Source organism: Streptococcus sp. IMAU 99161 (assembly GCF_014435245.1).
GTDB classification, from domain to species: Bacteria; Bacillota; Bacilli; order Lactobacillales; family Streptococcaceae; genus Streptococcus; species Streptococcus lactarius.
This window is the reverse complement of the sequence record NZ_JAAPAW010000037.1, coordinates 1-16,741: the sequence shown is the minus strand read 5'-3', so window position 1 is coordinate 16,741 and position 16,741 is coordinate 1. Positions and strand designations below refer to the sequence as shown.

Sequence of the window (16,741 nt, the reverse complement as noted above, 5' to 3'; positions counted from 1 at the left end):
ACGGGTGGTTTGTACCAGGGCTATAAGCCCAGATAACTAGCCAGCGCCTAAAGACGCTGGCTTTCACTTTGTTCAAGCCTTATTGCATTTGACTCGTCACAAGCCTCTCAAAGAGGCATATGTACTACTTGCTACTATCCCTAAAGGGATCTTCATATTCTTTTACACTCAACTTATCTAAAGCAATATCTTTTCGCTCTTGTTCCTGAATGTATTTCTTTATTGTGGCTTCATTGAGGCCAACTGTACTTACATAATATCCCTCTGCCCAAAAATGTCGATTCCCAAACTTATATTTCAGATTGGCGTGTTTATCGAACATCATTAGAGCACTTTTACCTTTTAAATATCCCATGAAACTTGCAACACTAATTCTAGGTGGAATGCTTACCAACATATGAACATGATCTGGCATTAAATGGCCTTCGATAATCTCAACACCTTTATAACTACATAATCTATGGAATATTTCTCCCAAACTACTTCGATATTGATTATAGATCACTTTTCGTCTATACTTAGGGGTGAACACAATGTGATATTTACACATCCATTTTGTGTGTGATAAACTATGTGCTTTTTGAGCCATATTTTTCTCCTTTCGCTTTACAATTGGCTTGAACACCTTAATTGTATCGCGTTTGGAGTTTTTTTGGTATAACCTTCGATGCGCACCCGCATAGCGGGTGGTTTTTTTGTCTCGCACCTAACGGAGCGAGACGGACTGAAAGTCACATAATGTAAAAAAGTGAAAGACAGTCGATCTTTCACTTTTTTAATACTCAATTTGTAAAATTTAGCTAGACAGAAAAAGCCATCTATGTCAGGTTTAGATAAACACCACATTTGACTAAAAGGAACTAACATAAATGACCTATACTCATCTTACCACAAATGAGCTTGTAATAATAGAGGTTTACTATTAAGAGAAAATAAAAGTTATAGATATTGTGATTTCACTTGGCAGTTCAAGTACACTATCTGTAACGGAAAGATTGTTTTCAAAAATTAAACGAAAGCCGCTCTATTATTTAGATATTTAGAGATAGTATGTGAAAATAATTAAAAAATTGGAAAGCTAATCTTTAGTTATCAAATTTTATTGACTAAAAGACTAGAAAGATAAGATATACGAAATTGTGTTGCTTTGTGTAAAATACTTGACTCGTTATACATAATAAGAGTATAATGCTCCATAATAGTATGTTTCAAAAAGGAGTTATGTTCTATGATGAAAATTCCAGTAGAAAATCTTGGTCTATTTGAACAGTTAGACCGTATAGTAGTGGCTTTTTTTAGAAAGCAACAATCTTCCAGTCCTTATGATTTGAATGTCAGTATCACACAAGAACACCTTGACCGGAAAAAGCAGGAGCTAGAACCATTAGGCTATCAAGCTGTCCAGCTACCATTAGGAATGGCTTTAGATAATGTCATCCAACAACCATATTATACAAACTTAGTCATTGGTGGACTTGCTCCCGACGAAATTATAGTCAGCAAAGAAGAATTAACGCCTTTGAAAGACATCGTAGATAGTTTTTGTATTATGTACGCTGCAGCAAATAACAGACTGGAAAATAGTAAGGCTTATGAATTAATGAAAGATAAGACGGTTTATTTTATTGGTAAACTATTTACAGATATTCCAAAAGCCGGTGATGAAATAGCTTATTTAGGAATTGATCGAATAGCGAGCGATGGTACACCATATGAAGCAGTTAAATGCTTTTTAACGAAAGAGAGTGCTGAGAAGTACAATGGTGAAAAAAGACCGGTCACCCCTGCAAACTTGGCCTATCTAAAATCATTCTGGGGAAAACCAGTTATTATTGAGCCCCACCGGAATTATTGGATCGAATTTTTATAGAAAGAATAAAAGAGCGTAAAATTCTATCAAAGATTTACGCTCTTTTTCTAACACTATAAATATTACATAATTTACGTTATGTAAACTCACAAGCTATCCAAAGCATTCTTTTGCTCATCATTAACGATATGGGTATACAAGTCTGTAACTTGTGTGCTGGCATGTCCCAGCTGGTGGCTGACTAAAACCTGTGATTTGGTCGCATCATAGAGACGCGTTGCTAATGTATGGCGAAGCTTGTGGGGGGTCACACGGACTTTAAAATCTTCAGAATACTTGGCGACCATCTTTTCAACACTAGAAGCATCGATCCGGTTTGGAACCCCTCGATACAAGGTTAAGAATAGGGCTGTATCGGTCTTTTCTGTCTTGTAACGTTTGTCTCGAATAGCAAGATATTGCTCCAGATAAGGCTTAGCAAAGGCAGCAACATTAACCGAGTCGCGTTTTCCCCCTTTTCGAGTGACGTCAATTACCATCATTTTAAGATTGAGATCTCGAAGATCCAGATTAACCGCCTCCGAGAGACGAACACCTGAAGCAAGAAGAAGTGCGATAATCGCTAAATCTCGCTCTTTATTCTTATTAAAGGAAGATAAGGCACGATTTGAGAGGGTTTGCGGATACTCCTGATCGATATAGTTTAGGAAACCTTCTGTCTCATCACCTAAAAAGAGCTTTTGTTTGATATTTTCAGCTCGAGCTGCCAAGGTTTCTTTCTTTTTCTTGGTCGCAACCTTCTTCATGACGTTACGGTAGAAATAAGGTTCCCCTTGCTCATTTTCAACCTCCTCAGTCAAGTACTTATAGAGACTAGAAAGAGCCGAAAGAGTACGGTTAATGGTTGTTTGAGAAACCCCGTTTTTCGTTGTATTGGCATTGAGCAGAGGACGTTCACGTAAGTAAAGAATAAAGGACTCCATATCTTTCTTGGTCATGTGCTCCAGAACATCTAAAGGGATCTTGGCCATGGTGTCAGCATCCGATATACCAGATTCCAAAACCCAGGTGAAAAATCGATCGTATTCCTTTAAGTATTCGTATAAGGTCGTAAAACTATATGGAACGGCCAGTTTTGATTGGTAATATTCTAAGACGTACCAAGGCATGACTTGTTTGAGTTTATCGATCCGTTCTAATAAGATCTCGCGTTTCATGTTTTTCTCCAAACTTTCTATACTAGTAGTATAGCATAGCCAGATATATTTTTCAAGAAAATTATAGTTTTTCTGAAAGATGTTATAGGGGATATTATGAACCTAATAAGGCGCCTGGTGTGATACAAAAAAATAAAAGCAAATTCTGGTAATCTAGTTTCTCATAATCTAGTTCTGTTTATTTATGTGAAGTTTTCCTTGCTATTCATTTTTCTCAAACTCTTCATCTATTTGCAAGGTTATTTAAATCTAGGAGATGTTTCTTGTTATCTGATATCTCTTTAAAACCAAAAATCATTTCTAGTCGATTTAGTTAGGTTGGCAAGATATTTTAACTTCTATGAATGATTTTCTTTGTCAGTTCCTTCATTCTGAGGTCGTCGTTCAATACTACAGTCTAAATGAATAAAAAAGATTACATAAGATAAATTATGTAATCTTCTATAAATTTAAAAATAAACTTAATTGTTTTACCAATTCTGGATTGGTTGGCAATGCGGAATGATGGGCCTTACGACCCGTTAAATTTACTTCAGTATAGGATCCTTCTTTAAAAATCCTTTGTCCAGCCTTAGCGCTCTTTAGCGGTACGATCCCATCTGTTTTTCCTGCAAAATCACCTACAAAATTGAGAACTTGGACTTCTTTACTAATCCGATGTTTCCACTTTTGAAAATCTTCGTACATGTCTTGATTAAATAGATAAGGACTCCCTATAATTGCAAGCTTCGTTAACCTAAGTTTCTTTTTTTCTAAAAATCCACTTTCCAGAAATCCGGTCAATACTAAACCGCCATTTGAGTGCCCAACAGCCTGAAAGTCGGTAAAATAATAGTGATCTAACAGATGCTGAAAGGCTGTTTTTAGTGATTCAATTTGCTGCTTAATGTTGGGATATCCATCTCGATTGTTTTCAAAGCCAATCACAATCATCGGATTGCGGTCCTTGCTGTTCAGTCTTCCTTCCATCTGGATAGAATCATCTTTGTTGACTTTTATTTTTAAGAGACTCTGCTTTTTTCTAGAATAGCGATGGAGCATGCGGATGGTTCCATTGAAACGCTGGATACTAGCTGAACTACCAGGTACAAAGATGATGGGTCTGATCGGTGGTTTCTTCGACCCTTTTGGAAATTCAAAGGGTCTGCTGTGCGAAGAAAAGAGTCTTGTAAAGAAACGAATGAGTTGTAGAAATAGTTTTTTTAACATGTATCCTCTGTATCATTTCTAAAAAACCCGGAACAATGTCCCAGGCCCTTATTAGAAAGAGTTATTTCCGTTTTTTCTTATTTTTGCGCATTTGTTTGGCCATCTTGTTCATCGCTCGTTTCATCATGAATTCACCGGCTTTTCCTTTGAGACCCCCACCGAACATTTGGCTCATGTCCGGCATTCCAGCACCTCCGCCAAGAGCTGATAAGTCAGGCATCCCACCTTGACCCATCATGCCTTCGAGGGCAGACATATCAGGCATGCCACCAGGCATGTTTTTCGGCATGTTATTTGGATTGAGCCCCATTTGCTTCATCATCTTGTTCATATCGCCAGAGAGGACACCTTGCATCATCCGCTTGGCTTGGTTAAAGTCCTTGATAAATTTGTTGACTTCGACAAAGGTGTTTCCTGATCCAGCAGCAATCCGACGACGACGGCTTGGATTCAAGAGATCTGGATTTTCCCGTTCAGCTGGGGTCATGGATGATACAATGGCACGTTTGCGAGCAATTTCTCGTTCATCGACCTTAAGGTTCTTCATAGCTGGATTGTTGGCCATCCCAGGAAGCATCTTGAGTAGGTCTTCCATTGGTCCCATGTTTTGAACTTGGTCTAACTGGTCGATAAAGTCGTTGAAGTCAAAGGTGTTTTCCCGCATCTTCTCAGCGAGTTCAAGGGAACGTTTCTCATCGTATTCTTGAGAAGCCTTCTCGATCAGCGTCAGCATATCCCCCATACCGAGGATCCGACCAGACATGCGGTCTGGGTGGAAGGTTTCGATATCAGTGATTTTTTCACCAGTACCAGTGAACTTGATTGGTTTTCCAGTAATCTGACGGACAGAAAGGGCTGCACCACCACGGGTATCCCCATCAATCTTGGTCAAGATGACCCCGGTCACTTCGAGTTGTTCGTTAAACTCACGCGCCACATTGGCCGCTTCTTGACCGATCATAGCATCGACAACCAAGAGGATTTCGTTTGGCTCAGCAAGAGCTTTGACATCGCGCAACTCGCCCATGAGTTTTTCATCGATTTGCAGACGACCCGCCGTATCGATCAAGACATAGTCATTGTGGTTAGCTCTCGCCTGCTCCAAACCTTGACGAACGATCTCGACTGCAGGGACTTCTGTACCGAGTGAGAAGACAGGCACATTGATCTGCTGACCAAGCGTCTTCAACTGATCAATGGCTGCTGGACGATAGATATCGGCCGCAATCATCAAAGGACGTGCATTTTCTTCTTTGACCAATTTGTTAGCCAATTTCCCAGCAAAGGTTGTTTTACCAGCCCCTTGAAGACCGACCATCATGATAATGGTTGGAATTTTTGGAGATTTGATAATTTCTGCTGTCTCTGAACCCAAAATGGCTGTCAATTCTTCATCGACAATCTTCACGATTTGTTGGGCAGGATTCAGGGTTTCAATGACTTCATGCCCTATGGCCCGCTCGCGGACACGTTTGATAAAGTCTTTTACAACAGGAAGGGCAACGTCGGCCTCTAAGAGGGCTAGACGAATTTCTTTGGTTGCCTCTTGGACATCCGCTTCAGAGATTTTCCCTTTCTTACGAAGATTTCTAAAGACGTTCTGTAAACGTTCGGTTAAACTTTCAAATGCCATTATTTTCTCCTATTTTTTCAATTCAGTGGAAATCGTCCGAAATGTTGCAAACACTCTAGTTCTTCGGGTGTGACTTCTTTCATGATTTCATTTGGATATCCCCAACAGCTAAAACCTATTTGCATGGCTTTGGACTTATCATTGGGTGAGATAATCTGTAGTCGAGTAGGAAATGGTTCCTCTGCGGCTAATAGTTCGCAAGGTATTCCTTGATAAATAACTAGACTGCCCATGATTACTCCCGATTGTCAATGCTTGTTAAAATTTCAACCTGCTCTTGTAGAAAAGTATCTTCCGGATAGCGTTCTAAAATCTGATCAAAAATCTGACTACGAACAATGTAATCGGAATACATATGGAGTTTCATTTCGTAGTCCTCCAAAATCTTTTCTGTGCGTTTAATATTGTCATAGACCGCCTGACGGCTCACTCCAAACTCTTCAGCAATCTCAGCCAAGCTATAATCATCAGCATAATAAAGCTCGATGTAGTTCATTTGCTTGTCCGTCAAGAGCGCTGCATAAAACTCAAAGAGCGCATTCATTCGGTTGGTTTTCTCAATTTCCATACCTTTCATTATATCAAAAAAGCCCGCTAAAGACTAGCGGGACTTGATGCTTTTTAAGTTGAAATGGGAGGATGAATTATCAGAGTTTCATTGCCAACATGTTGACCGTCATCCCTGCCGCAGTTCCCATCAAGAAGATGGTATCGCCTTCCTTCACATAGCCGTGATCAAGCGCATAGGCTAAACCAAAAGGCACGGCTACTGAAACCATATTTCCATAATCGCTGACAATATTGAGATATTTATCTTTGCCAACTCCCAATTTATCCATGACGAGTGGCAAGGCACGGCTAGCTTGGTGGGGAATGATATAGTCTACTGTATCTTTAGAAATGCCAGATTTCTCTTGGAATTCTTGGAACATTTCTGGAATGACACGAGCAGAAAGTAAGAGAATTTTCTTCCCTTTCATATCAAACATGAAATCAGTCTTGGTTGATTCAGAGTACAATTTCGGATGATAAGCTGTCAAACCACCCCGAATTTCGGTATCGTGGGCCCCCTCAGACCAGGTCCGTTGCATGCTAGCAATGATTCCTTTGTCTTGGCTTGTTGCTTCAAAAATAAAGGCCGCTGCTCCATCGCTAAATAATTCAAAGCTCTCTTTTTGTTTAGGATTAAGCCCAAGACTTCCGACTTCACTGGATACAATGAGAACCCGTTGGTATTCACCACCTTCAATCAGATAAGAAATGGTGCTTAAGGCTGATACAAAACTGGTACAGGTGGTATTGATATCCATGGCAGGAATCGTCAGTCCCTTGGCCACGCGCTCGTGGATCAAAGCAGCTGTACAAGGAATCGGCTGAACGCCAACCGCACTAGCCGAAACCAGGCAGTCGATGTCTGTCATTTCAAGCCCTGCGTGTTTTAAAGCAGCTTCAATTGCACGCGCTACTAGATCAATCTGTGTTTCTTCTCCTTCTTTCACACGGTAACGAGTTTGGTCTTTGAAGGTCACTGTATGAGCAGGAAGTGCAGTTCCATAGCCTTTCATTTGCAGATGTCTTTTTACAGTAGTCATAGGATTCTCCTTTTATTGAAGTCGTTGAACACGTTTTAATTTACGTGTTGGGTCCCATTGGTAATCGATAAATTGAATATTTGGGAGGATGAATTGTTTTTGTTGAGCCAAGAGTTCAAATTGGGCAAAGATCGCTTTCTCAATAAACTCGGAACGATGACTCAAGGCAATGGTAATCGATCCATCTGCCAGCTGAGTCACTTGATAGTCCTGAATATTTTCAACGAATAAAATGCACCGGCGAATAAAATCTGGATAGATGGTTTGGCTGATTCCATCAACTCTTTTGAAATAGAAAATATCGTCCGATCGTCCTTCGATTTTCGCGATTCGAGTAAAAACGGATCCACAAGGACAGGGAGACTTTTCTTCTACTAAAATATCATTGAGTCGGTACCGATAGATGGGTTGACTCGTTCGTTTGAAATCTGTAATCATCGGATAAAAGCGGTGATCATCTAGATACTCTTTTTCGACATACAAAATATCTTCGTTGAGGTGAAGATTACCTTCTGAACAAGTACAAGCTAAAAATCCTTCTGTCGCTTGGTAGACCTGATCAACCTTCTCTAGTTGAAAGGCTTTAGCGATTGTCTGAGCATCTCTATCCTCTAGGATCTCTGCAACAGAGACAACCTTAACGGGTTGAATATCTAGTTGTTGATTGCTGACATAGTTAGCTAACTCTATCAAGGTGGAAGCAGGCGCCACTACAATGGTTGGCTGATAGTCTTTGAGACGCTCTAAATGCTCTGTACTATCCTTGAAGATATCAAAATACTCTAATCGAATAAGGGACGAATTAATGGTTTGATAGAGTTCGTTATCAGCACGTAAGAAAAAAGCAATGCGATGACCAAACAGGTTTCCTTTTGGCAACATCTTAGCTAAGATTGCTGCAGCCCACATACTTCTTTCTTTTTCTGTGGTGACAAAAACTCCTCGGTGCCCGGAAGTCCCAGAAGACAAACCTACTGCTACTTCTCCATTCATTTCGGTAAAATCTCGCGTTTGTTCTCCGCGGATGGCCATCTCTAATGCCTGATCTCGATCCACGCCCAGAGTATTCAGTTCATTGAAATGCGTCATCATGAAATTCTTATCCATGGCCCCAAAGGATTCAGGAGAATGGTTTTGAAAATAGGGAGAGTGAGAAGTAATAAAAGCATGGTAGCGAGCCAATTGCTTTTTTTGGTACTTTTCTAAGGTTTCTTTTGAACGGAATCGATGGAACCATCTGGTTTCAATAAAGGTTTTCAGAAAGACTGTTTTTTTCATTTAAAATCCTTTCAATCCGATCTTGCGGGTCGTGGCTGACCACAACTTGAATGCCTTCTTGTAAGAGTGTTTCCAGCAAATCAGCTCCTTTTAAATAAGCATTTTTATCATCCTGAACTAAGGAAGGAATGAGACGCATTTGCCGTGTGTAAGGTAAGAGCTCTACTCCCCAAGAAAGATCCGCTCCAATAAAGAGCTTGACCTCATCCATATACATACATCCCTGCCCTCTTGCATGCCCATCGATAGATGATACGAGAATACTCCCATCACCAAATAGGTCCGCAGTCGGGCGGTAAGGGAAAGCAGGATGCGTTTGATCTGCTTTGAGACAAGTCACCCGATCTTTGAAATCAGCTGGAAGAAACTCTTTAAAAATCAGATCTTTGAATTTCGGCTTCTGGTACACTTCATAGACTTCCTGAGTCACAAAGAAATGAGCATTTGGAAAAAGTGCTGCTCCGCCGAGATGATCAGGGTGCAAATGCGAAAGAAACACATAGGAAATGGCTGCTGGATCAATGCCACGCTCTTGCAATAAGTAGTCAATCTGGTCTTCCTTTTTCATCTGCATAGGCGTTGCTAGACGGTACCAGAAATACCGTGCTTTTTTCTTGATTTCATAATGATAGCCAGTATCGTACAAAATATAGCCTTTTTCACGATGATGAATCAAAAAGACACCTGCTGGAAATTGCATTTTTTTATTTGGAATCCCTTTAAATAAGAGTCCAGAATGACTGCTACAAAAACCTGCTGGAAAATAATCAATGTGCTCGATCATGTTGGACATAGTTGTCAATCCCTTCTTCAATGGTCATTTTTGGATAGTAGCCAAGTTCGGTTTGGGCCTTTTGAATATCGAGAGTTTGGCTATAGCGAAGGAGATAATAGGTGTAGCGAGTCAAGGGGGGTTCAGCTTTTATATGAAATAATCGATACACTCCTTCAAGGCTGTACGCCACACCTGCTACCAGACCTGCTGGAATCTTCCGATAGCGAATGGGTTCTCCTAATCCTTTTAGTGTGGTTTCAATCAAATGCTTAAAGGTCTTTGGTTCTCCATTTGTAATATTATAAACCTGTCCGTGTGCTTCTTTTGCTTCCAGAGCTAAGCGAATGGCTAGAGCGACATTTTCCACACAGGTCATATCCATGAGCTGCTCTCCTCCTCGAATCAACGGAATCCCAATTTTTCGACTGAGGCGTAAAACCCGAGGCAAGATACTGGTATCTCCCACACCAAATAATCCTCTCGGACGCAAGATGATACTTGGCACATCTGGATAGTCAGGAAATAGTTTTTCAGAAGCCAATTTACTTCGGATATAATTGTTGAGGTGATTTTCTGTTGGAGCATCACTTTCCTTGATGTTTAATTGGTCTTTTCCAGCTGCGTAAATACTGGGAGAAGACACATAAACCAAGCGTTGTACCGCAAATTCGCGACACAAGGTAAGGACATTTTGAGTGCCGATGACATTTGCTTGATAGAAAGCCTTCCAGGGTCCCCAAGCAGTAGACAAGGCTCCTGCATGAACAACAGCATCAATATCCTGAAAAGCTCGTCTTAATTCCTCAATAGAGCTCAAATCTCCTTTAACAAATTGGACGCGCTCACTTTCCAGAGCCTTGCCAACTTTTTCGTTTCGGCCAAAGGCTACAATAGAATAGTCGTGATCCAATAACTCCTCAATCACATATTTTCCAAGGAAGCCAGTCGCACCTGTTACAAGAATTTTCATAGTTTCCCATCCGTTCCACGTCTTAATAATCGTTGAATTTCAAACTCTAAGGTATCCAACGGTTTGTAGGTTTTTGATAATTTGTTTAGTCTCGCTAACTCTTCCCAAGATTCTTTTTCTAACAGGGCGTTAAAACCTGCTTGAATCTCTTCGGTGCGATTGCGATGAGCTTGAAAAGCAATCCCTGCTTCTACTCCTCGAATGGCATAGTCAAATTGGTCATAGTCATGTGGCAAGATCAAGGCAGGTTTTTTAAATTCAATACACTGATAAAAGATTCCAGCTCCTCCATGGTGAATGACATAGTCCATCTGCGGAATGTATTCCTTATATGGCAGATAAGAGACGACCGTCACATTTGGTGCTACTTCTTCTTCAGAAAAGTCTTTTGCCCCATCTCCCAAGGTGACAAAAAAGTGGCATTCTGGATGCTCTATGGCTAACTGCTTGGTTTGATGAAGCAAATTTTCTTTTGCCCATGGCAACTGAGTCCCACACGTCACGAGGATCTTCTTTTTGTCTTCATAAGGGCTGAGATCCAAAGGATAATCTTCTGCTTTTTCAAGAGAGGTTCCTAATGGACCCAGCCAAGCATATTGATGAGGGAAATGTGTTTTCAACTCCAGCTCCATCATTCCAATTCCAAAGATGGCATAAGGAGAATAGATGCTCTCCACTCCATTTTGATTGTATAACTTAAAATTGTAACGTTTTAAGCGCTTATGTAAGAGGAAAGCCACACAGTATTTCCCAATGCGCGTGAGTTTACGGCATAGGGCTTGGATCTTTTCTTCCTTCTTGGTTCGTGCAACTCCCATTCCTCCAAAGAAACAAGGAGGACCATTAGGAGTTTCGATTGCAAATTGAGTTGCCATGGTCGTAATCCAAGGAATTTCTAACTCTTCTGCCACAAAGCCCGCTGATAAAGTGATAAAATCAGCAATCACAATATCTGGGCGGTTGACGCGCCACTCCTCTAGCAATTGATCCGATACATGATTAATCAAATCGAGACTCTTGGACAATTGCCGATAAGCTGAAAATAGATTGAGTTTCTTTTCGTTATTCGCCGCACATTCAAATTCTTCTACTTTGTCCTCTAGAATTGGAACTACAGTGAAGCCGAGACTTTCTGTAACGGCCTTTTTCTGAGGTCCTGTGAAAACCCGGATTTCCATGGTTGGATCATCCAATAAGGGTTTGACGAGATTTAAAGTTGGGTAGAGATGCCCGCTCAAAGGAACAGCTACCACATCGATTTTAATTTTTTTCATTTTTTTCTGCCTTATATCTCTTTTTTTAGGCCTAATATGGGCCTCTTATCTATATATTCGTAAAAAAAATCAAAAATTGAAGAAAAAATTAAAATTTTTTTAATAACTTTTGATTTTGGCTTTACTATCACTATTTAGAAAGAATGATTCCTAACGAAAAAAGCTCCCAAATGCCAGTGGAATCCACTTTAGCATTTGAAAGTTTTTTAGTTTTACTAATTGCAAACTTAGTTATTTTCCAAATAAAATTCGAACCGCTCGCCTACATACTGGCTTTTCACATATTCAAAGGCTGTACCATCTTCAAAATAGGAAACCTGGGTTAGCCCTAAAATCGCCTGACCTTTTGAAACCTGTAAATAGTCCGCAATCTTATCCTTGGCCAATCGTGCATAGATTGTCTGATGCGACTTCCCGATCTTATAACCATGACGCTCCAAGGTTTGGAAGAAATGGCTGGTCACTTCTTCGCGATTGAAATTCTTAATAAATTTCTCCGGAATAGAGGCCACTTCATAAACGACAGGAATCCCATCAGCATACCGAACCCGCTCCATTCGAATAATGGTTTCTGTTTTATCAATGCCCAATTTGTCTACTTCTTGCAGGCTAGGAATGGTTTTACGGTATGAAATCACTTGACTAGACGGTTCTCTGCCTTGTGATTTCATAATTTCGGTGAAACTGGTTGTCCCACGCATTTTTTCCCGGACGCGCGTGCTGGTGATAAAGGTGCCACTTCCCACTCGTCTTTCAAGAACCCCCTCTTCGACTAGAAGGGTGATGGCTTGACGAAGGGTCATTCGACTGACCTGAAATTGCTCTGCTAGATCGCGTTCACTAGGAAGGCGCTCCCCGATTTTCCATATTTTTTGATCAATCTCAGACTTAATCTGATCATGAATTTGAATGTAAGCTGGAATCATTGTACTGCTCTTTCTCTCTATTAGGTCTATTGTAGCGTAATTTTCCGAAAGATTCAATCAGAGAATGGTAAAGCGAGGGGTTTTGTGTTAGAATAGAGGAAAGTAAATTTGATTAAGAAGGGGATAAGATGACAAACCTATCAACTGATTTGCATGATGTTGAAAAAATCATCGTGCTTGACTACGGTAGCCAATACAATCAGCTTATTTCACGTCGGATTCGTGAAATTGGTGTCTTCTCAGAATTGAAGAGCCATAAGATTTCTGCTGCTGAAGTGCGTGCAATCAATCCAGTTGGGATCGTTCTTTCAGGCGGACCAAACTCTGTATACGAGGAAGGATCCTTTGATATTGATCCTGAAATTTTTGAGTTGGGAATTCCAATCCTTGGAATCTGTTACGGAATGCAATTGTTGACCCACAAATTGGGAGGAAAGGTTGTTCCAGCAGGTAACGCTGGTAACCGTGAATATGGTCAATCTGAACTCAGTTTGATAGAATCTTCTGCTCTTTTTGCAAGCACACCGGATAAACAAGTCGTTTTGATGAGCCATGGGGATGCTGTGACAGAAATTCCGGCTGACTTCATCCGTACGGGTACTTCTGCTGACTGTCCCTATGCATCCATTGAAAATCCAGACAAGAAAATCTACGGTATCCAGTTCCACCCCGAAGTTCGCCATTCTGTCTATGGATATGATATCCTTCGTAACTTTGCTTTGAACATCTGTGGTGCCAAAGGCGATTGGTCTATGGATAACTTCATTGACATGCAAATCAAGAAAATTCGCCAAACTGTCGGAGACAAACGTGTCCTTCTTGGACTTTCTGGTGGTGTGGATTCTTCTGTTGTTGGGGTTCTCCTTCAAAAAGCAATTGGTGATCAATTGATCTGTATTTTTGTAGACCACGGCCTTCTTCGTAAAGGGGAAGCTGACCAAGTCATGGAGATGCTTGGTGGGAAGTTTGGTCTCAACATTGTCAAAGCAGATGCTGCCAAACGTTTCTTAGATAAACTTGCTGGTGTATCTGATCCTGAGAAAAAACGGAAGATTATCGGTAACGAGTTTGTTTATGTCTTTGATGACGAAGCAAGTAAGCTTAAAGATGTGAAATTCTTGGCCCAAGGAACTCTTTACACAGACGTGATTGAGTCTGGTACGGATACTGCTCAAACCATCAAATCTCACCACAACGTTGGTGGACTTCCAGAAGACATGCAGTTTGAACTGATCGAGCCACTCAACACTCTTTATAAGGATGAAGTTCGTGCTCTTGGTACAGAGCTTGGTATGCCAGATAATATCGTATGGCGCCAACCATTCCCAGGACCAGGACTTGCTATCCGTGTCATGGGGGAAATCACTGAAGAAAAACTGGAAACAGTTCGCGAATCAGACGCTATCCTTCGTGAAGAAATCGCCAAAGCGGGTCTTGACCGTGATATTTGGCAATACTTCACAGTCAACACTGGTGTTCGTTCAGTCGGTGTTATGGGTGATGGTCGTACTTACGACTATACGATCGCTATCCGCGCTATCACTTCTATCGATGGCATGACAGCAGACTTCGCTAAAATTCCATGGGAAGTCCTCCAAAAAATCTCAGTCCGTATCGTAAACGAAGTTGACCACGTCAACCGCATCGTCTACGATATCACAAGTAAACCACCTGCAACTGTAGAGTGGGAGTAAAAAAAGGTCCGGGGGACCTTTTTTTTCACGAGCTTAGAAATAGCAAAGCGAGTTAAAGGTCCGAGGGACCTTTTTTTCACGAGCTAGAAAAAGCACTCTGACTTCTTGTCAGCAGTGCTTTTGTGCTATGTTTATCCAACCAAACCACTAAAGAATTTGACAATGGCATTCCAGATGGCTCCGAAGAAGCCAGCAATGGCATTCCACGCATTTGTGAAGAAGTTGCCACTATCTTTTAAAATGGCATTTGTATCAAAATTAAGATTGATGTTGTTAAAGGTATCGCCTGCTTTATCGACAATGCTATCCTTCAGATCAGTCAGGGTCTTTGTAAAGTTCTTGTTACTGACGACGCTACTCTTTGAAAGATTAACCGCAAAGTTGATGATCAAATTGATCTGTTTGGAGGACATGGCGCCATCTAGTTTATAATTCTTGAGAGTTTCTTCGACAATCTTTTGGATATCATCCTTGCTCAAATCCTTCTTGTTATTTTTAGCATTGGCTACTGCTGTTTTGATATCGGTGAGGGCCACATTCAACTTGTCAGCATCAAAGTTTTTCTTCCCTGCATTTTCTTCGTTAATCCCTGATAGGGTGGTCAACTCTTCCTGAGCGAGGTTTTTGCTTTCTTGCGAGACTTTTGCGCCATTTTTCTCAAGCGAGTAATAAATACCAGCCAAGGCACTTTCGCCCGTTACTTGGACAGGAGATGCGACTGTAATTTGTGCATGCTCAAGTCCCAGCGTAGCTGCAGCATTGCGGTACATATCTGCTGTCACTTTGGTTATATTCTGAGGTGTTACAATATTGACTTCAAGAGCTTTGTTTTTTCCGAGCTTTTGAAGTTTAACGGAGGAATACAGCTCGAGACTATCATCATTAGCCACATTCATAATGGAAGAATAGACATCTGGTGTCATGGCCTTCCACTCTTTTTTATCCTTTGCACTGTCGTAATTCAATAGATTTAAGGTCTGCTCAATTTGGCTTTGGTCTAGTGAATAGCCGAGAACATAGTCGGGTTTGACGTAGGTTTCATCAATGACTTTTTGCACATTCGTATCTGCAGAGATATGGGGAACAGCAGAAAATACGGCAAAAGTAGTTGCCGCAAGCATTGCAATTTTTTTAAATTTCATCTTTCTCTTCTTTCTAATCACATCATCTATAAGAAAAAAACTCTCAAGCCTCTCACATCGCAAGAGATGAAAAAAGAAGCCAATAAAGAGGTTCCTCACTTCAGTTTTCATTATACTGTTTTATTCTTAAAACTTGCTTACAGCTCTTTTAAGAAATGATGACATTTTTATTTTCCCCAAAGAAACTGGATCAATAGCTTATCAACTATTGGATTTTCATGAAGTTGGCTATGCTGAGCCCCTTTTCCATCAATCTTTTCTTCACGATAGCTTTTTGCACGTTCTGCTACTAGGTAACGAAGGGCTTTCGAAGAAACATTGAGAACCGACCCATCTGTTTCGCCACCGATATCTCCATAGATATTTAGGACATCGATCTGATTTTCTGGATAGACTTCCCGAAGAGCTAAAAGCTGTTGGTACTGCTCATTCATTGCTGATGGCTTACCTGTTTGCGCATCTAGTACCAAACCTTGGGGTAAATTCATTCCTTCGAGTCCAGCGACATGATTAGCAATGGCGACCTGCTTGACAATTTTTGGCAAGTTCTCATCACTTCCATGTTCTAGAAGATAATATAAAACAGACATGTTTCCCATAGAATGAGCAACGACGTTCATGTCTTTAAAATGATAGGTGTCTTGAAGCTTTTTGACGACCTGATAGGCATAATGGCTGATGACTTTTGGATCGGGTGTGCGATTGTTTTGGTACTCCACTTTGATAATTGGATTGACCGCACCTTTTGGAATGGTCCCTGTCAGCCTTACCTGCCCATCTTCAGCCACGTTTGCAGTGATGATAGTTTGTGTCACCCCTGCTTTTTTTGCTGCATCTGTCATGTGTTTTTCTGCATTGGCACTCGAGCCATAACCATGAAAAAATAAGGTAGGACGCGTGATTTGTTGGTAATTTGTGTGATCCAGCTGTGTTTTTTGTTGAGACTTCCCATAAATGGCGATACATAAAAGCACCAGCCCAAGAAGCAGCCCATAGAATGATTTTTTGTTCAATAGAAACTCCTTAGTTATTTTATAACTAACTAGTATTTTATCATAGGCATTCAATGATTTCAAAAGATTGAGAATGAAAGAGCCAAAATACAAAAAAAGATTTAACGATTAAAAGAAAGGCTGGGACAAAATGATATACTCCCCTTATAGTGGACAGTGAAAAAACAAAAATTCACTAGAAACGATAAGGGGAGTTTTCGTATGTCAA

16 protein-coding genes are annotated in these 16,741 nt (G+C 40.6%); 2 read left to right on the top strand and 14 right to left on the bottom strand.

Going from position 1 to position 16,741, the window contains the following annotated elements:
* Positions 1 to 124: 124 nt before the first annotated feature.
* Positions 125 to 589, bottom strand: a complete 465-nt coding sequence (gene tnpA, locus HA044_RS09520) for an IS200/IS605 family transposase (RefSeq protein WP_187540942.1) — start codon at positions 587 to 589, stop codon at positions 125 to 127.
* A gap of 639 nt (positions 590 to 1,228) precedes the next feature.
* On the opposite strand from tnpA, the gene HA044_RS09515 reads away from it, so the two are divergent.
* Positions 1,229 to 1,870, top strand: a complete 642-nt coding sequence (locus tag HA044_RS09515; protein WP_187540941.1) for a hypothetical protein — start codon at positions 1,229 to 1,231, stop codon at positions 1,868 to 1,870.
* Between the two features lie 86 nt (positions 1,871 to 1,956).
* On the opposite strand, the gene xerS is transcribed toward HA044_RS09515, so the two are convergent.
* The 11 genes from xerS to HA044_RS09465 form a co-directional block, all read right to left on the bottom strand.
* A complete protein-coding gene (gene xerS, locus HA044_RS09510) occupies positions 1,957 to 3,027 on the bottom strand; it encodes a tyrosine recombinase XerS (RefSeq protein WP_187540940.1) in 1,071 nt (356 codons plus the stop codon).
* A 441-nt stretch (positions 3,028 to 3,468) separates the two neighbouring features.
* Complete coding sequence (locus HA044_RS09505) at positions 3,469 to 4,236, bottom strand: alpha/beta hydrolase (RefSeq protein WP_187540939.1); 768 nt, start codon at positions 4,234 to 4,236, stop codon at positions 3,469 to 3,471.
* Between the two features lie 61 nt (positions 4,237 to 4,297).
* Positions 4,298 to 5,869 (bottom strand): signal recognition particle protein, encoded by a 1,572-nt coding sequence (ffh, locus tag HA044_RS09500; RefSeq protein ID WP_187540938.1) that lies wholly within the window; start codon positions 5,867 to 5,869, stop codon positions 4,298 to 4,300.
* A 17-nt stretch (positions 5,870 to 5,886) separates the two neighbouring features.
* Positions 5,887 to 6,102 (bottom strand): 2-oxoglutarate:acceptor oxidoreductase, encoded by a 216-nt coding sequence (locus HA044_RS10075; RefSeq protein WP_262407563.1) that lies wholly within the window; start codon positions 6,100 to 6,102, stop codon positions 5,887 to 5,889.
* Between the two features lie 2 nt (positions 6,103 to 6,104).
* Positions 6,105 to 6,437 (bottom strand): putative DNA-binding protein, encoded by a 333-nt coding sequence (locus tag HA044_RS09495; RefSeq protein WP_006145392.1) that lies wholly within the window; start codon positions 6,435 to 6,437, stop codon positions 6,105 to 6,107.
* Positions 6,438 to 6,516: 79 nt separating this feature from the next.
* Entirely contained in the window at positions 6,517 to 7,461 is a 945-nt protein-coding gene (locus tag HA044_RS09490) for a 3-oxoacyl-[acyl-carrier-protein] synthase III C-terminal domain-containing protein (RefSeq protein ID WP_187540936.1), read from the bottom strand.
* 12 nt (positions 7,462 to 7,473) lie between these two features.
* Entirely contained in the window at positions 7,474 to 8,739 is a 1,266-nt protein-coding gene (locus tag HA044_RS09485; RefSeq protein WP_187540935.1) for a F390 synthetase-related protein, read from the bottom strand.
* Positions 8,705 to 9,532 carry an MBL fold metallo-hydrolase gene (locus tag HA044_RS09480; protein WP_187540934.1) on the bottom strand — a complete coding sequence of 276 codons (828 nt, stop codon included), beginning with the start codon at positions 9,530 to 9,532 and terminating at the stop codon, positions 8,705 to 8,707. Before HA044_RS09480 ends, HA044_RS09485 begins: the two co-directional genes overlap by 35 nt.
* Positions 9,507 to 10,484, bottom strand: coding sequence for an NAD(P)-dependent oxidoreductase (locus tag HA044_RS09475; protein WP_187540933.1), 978 nt, complete (start codon positions 10,482 to 10,484; stop codon positions 9,507 to 9,509). Before HA044_RS09475 ends, HA044_RS09480 begins: the two co-directional genes overlap by 26 nt.
* Positions 10,481 to 11,758, bottom strand: a complete 1,278-nt coding sequence (locus tag HA044_RS09470) for a glycosyltransferase (protein WP_187540932.1) — start codon at positions 11,756 to 11,758, stop codon at positions 10,481 to 10,483. Before HA044_RS09470 ends, HA044_RS09475 begins: the two co-directional genes overlap by 4 nt.
* Before the next feature lie 227 nt (positions 11,759 to 11,985).
* On the bottom strand, positions 11,986 to 12,684 hold the full coding sequence (locus HA044_RS09465) for a GntR family transcriptional regulator (protein WP_187540931.1): 699 nt from the start codon (positions 12,682 to 12,684) through the stop codon (positions 11,986 to 11,988).
* 128 nt (positions 12,685 to 12,812) lie between these two features.
* Here HA044_RS09465 and guaA point away from each other — a divergent pair, with 128 nt between their 5' ends.
* The gene (gene guaA, locus HA044_RS09460; RefSeq protein WP_187540930.1) at positions 12,813 to 14,378 is read left to right on the top strand and encodes a glutamine-hydrolyzing GMP synthase; all 1,566 of its coding nucleotides are present in this window, start codon (positions 12,813 to 12,815) and stop codon (positions 14,376 to 14,378) included.
* Between the two features lie 131 nt (positions 14,379 to 14,509).
* Here the strand turns inward: guaA and HA044_RS09455 are convergent, their stop codons facing one another.
* Together HA044_RS09455 and HA044_RS09450 are read right to left on the bottom strand one after the other, a co-directional pair.
* A complete protein-coding gene (locus HA044_RS09455) occupies positions 14,510 to 15,520 on the bottom strand; it encodes a DUF1002 domain-containing protein (protein WP_187540929.1) in 1,011 nt (336 codons plus the stop codon).
* 167 nt (positions 15,521 to 15,687) lie between these two features.
* Complete coding sequence (locus HA044_RS09450; RefSeq protein ID WP_187540928.1) at positions 15,688 to 16,533, bottom strand: alpha/beta hydrolase; 846 nt, start codon at positions 16,531 to 16,533, stop codon at positions 15,688 to 15,690.
* Positions 16,534 to 16,741: the final 208 nt, after the last annotated feature.

Bases quoted from the DNA above. Each gene is read 5' to 3' on its own strand.
- HA044_RS09515 (WP_187540941.1), top strand. From the start codon at position 1,229: ATGATGAAAATTCCAGTAGAAAATCTTGGTCTATTTGAACAGTTAGAC.
- HA044_RS09485 (WP_187540935.1), bottom strand. From the start codon at position 8,739: ATGAAAAAAACAGTCTTTCTGAAAACCTTTATTGAAACCAGATGGTTC.
- ffh (WP_187540938.1), bottom strand. From the start codon at position 5,869: ATGGCATTTGAAAGTTTAACCGAACGTTTACAGAACGTCTTTAGAAAT.
- HA044_RS10075 (WP_262407563.1), bottom strand. From the start codon at position 6,102: ATGGGCAGTCTAGTTATTTATCAAGGAATACCTTGCGAACTATTAGCC.
- HA044_RS09480 (WP_187540934.1), bottom strand. From the start codon at position 9,532: ATGTCCAACATGATCGAGCACATTGATTATTTTCCAGCAGGTTTTTGT.
- HA044_RS09505 (WP_187540939.1), bottom strand. From the start codon at position 4,236: ATGTTAAAAAAACTATTTCTACAACTCATTCGTTTCTTTACAAGACTC.
- HA044_RS09475 (WP_187540933.1), bottom strand. From the start codon at position 10,484: ATGAAAATTCTTGTAACAGGTGCGACTGGCTTCCTTGGAAAATATGTG.
- HA044_RS09470 (WP_187540932.1), bottom strand. From the start codon at position 11,758: ATGAAAAAAATTAAAATCGATGTGGTAGCTGTTCCTTTGAGCGGGCAT.
- xerS (WP_187540940.1), bottom strand. From the start codon at position 3,027: ATGAAACGCGAGATCTTATTAGAACGGATCGATAAACTCAAACAAGTC.
- tnpA (WP_187540942.1), bottom strand. From the start codon at position 589: ATGGCTCAAAAAGCACATAGTTTATCACACACAAAATGGATGTGTAAA.
- HA044_RS09495 (WP_006145392.1), bottom strand. From the start codon at position 6,437: ATGGAAATTGAGAAAACCAACCGAATGAATGCGCTCTTTGAGTTTTAT.
- guaA (WP_187540930.1), top strand. From the start codon at position 12,813: ATGACAAACCTATCAACTGATTTGCATGATGTTGAAAAAATCATCGTG.
- HA044_RS09455 (WP_187540929.1), bottom strand. From the start codon at position 15,520: ATGAAATTTAAAAAAATTGCAATGCTTGCGGCAACTACTTTTGCCGTA.
- HA044_RS09465 (WP_187540931.1), bottom strand. From the start codon at position 12,684: ATGATTCCAGCTTACATTCAAATTCATGATCAGATTAAGTCTGAGATT.
- HA044_RS09490 (WP_187540936.1), bottom strand. From the start codon at position 7,461: ATGACTACTGTAAAAAGACATCTGCAAATGAAAGGCTATGGAACTGCA.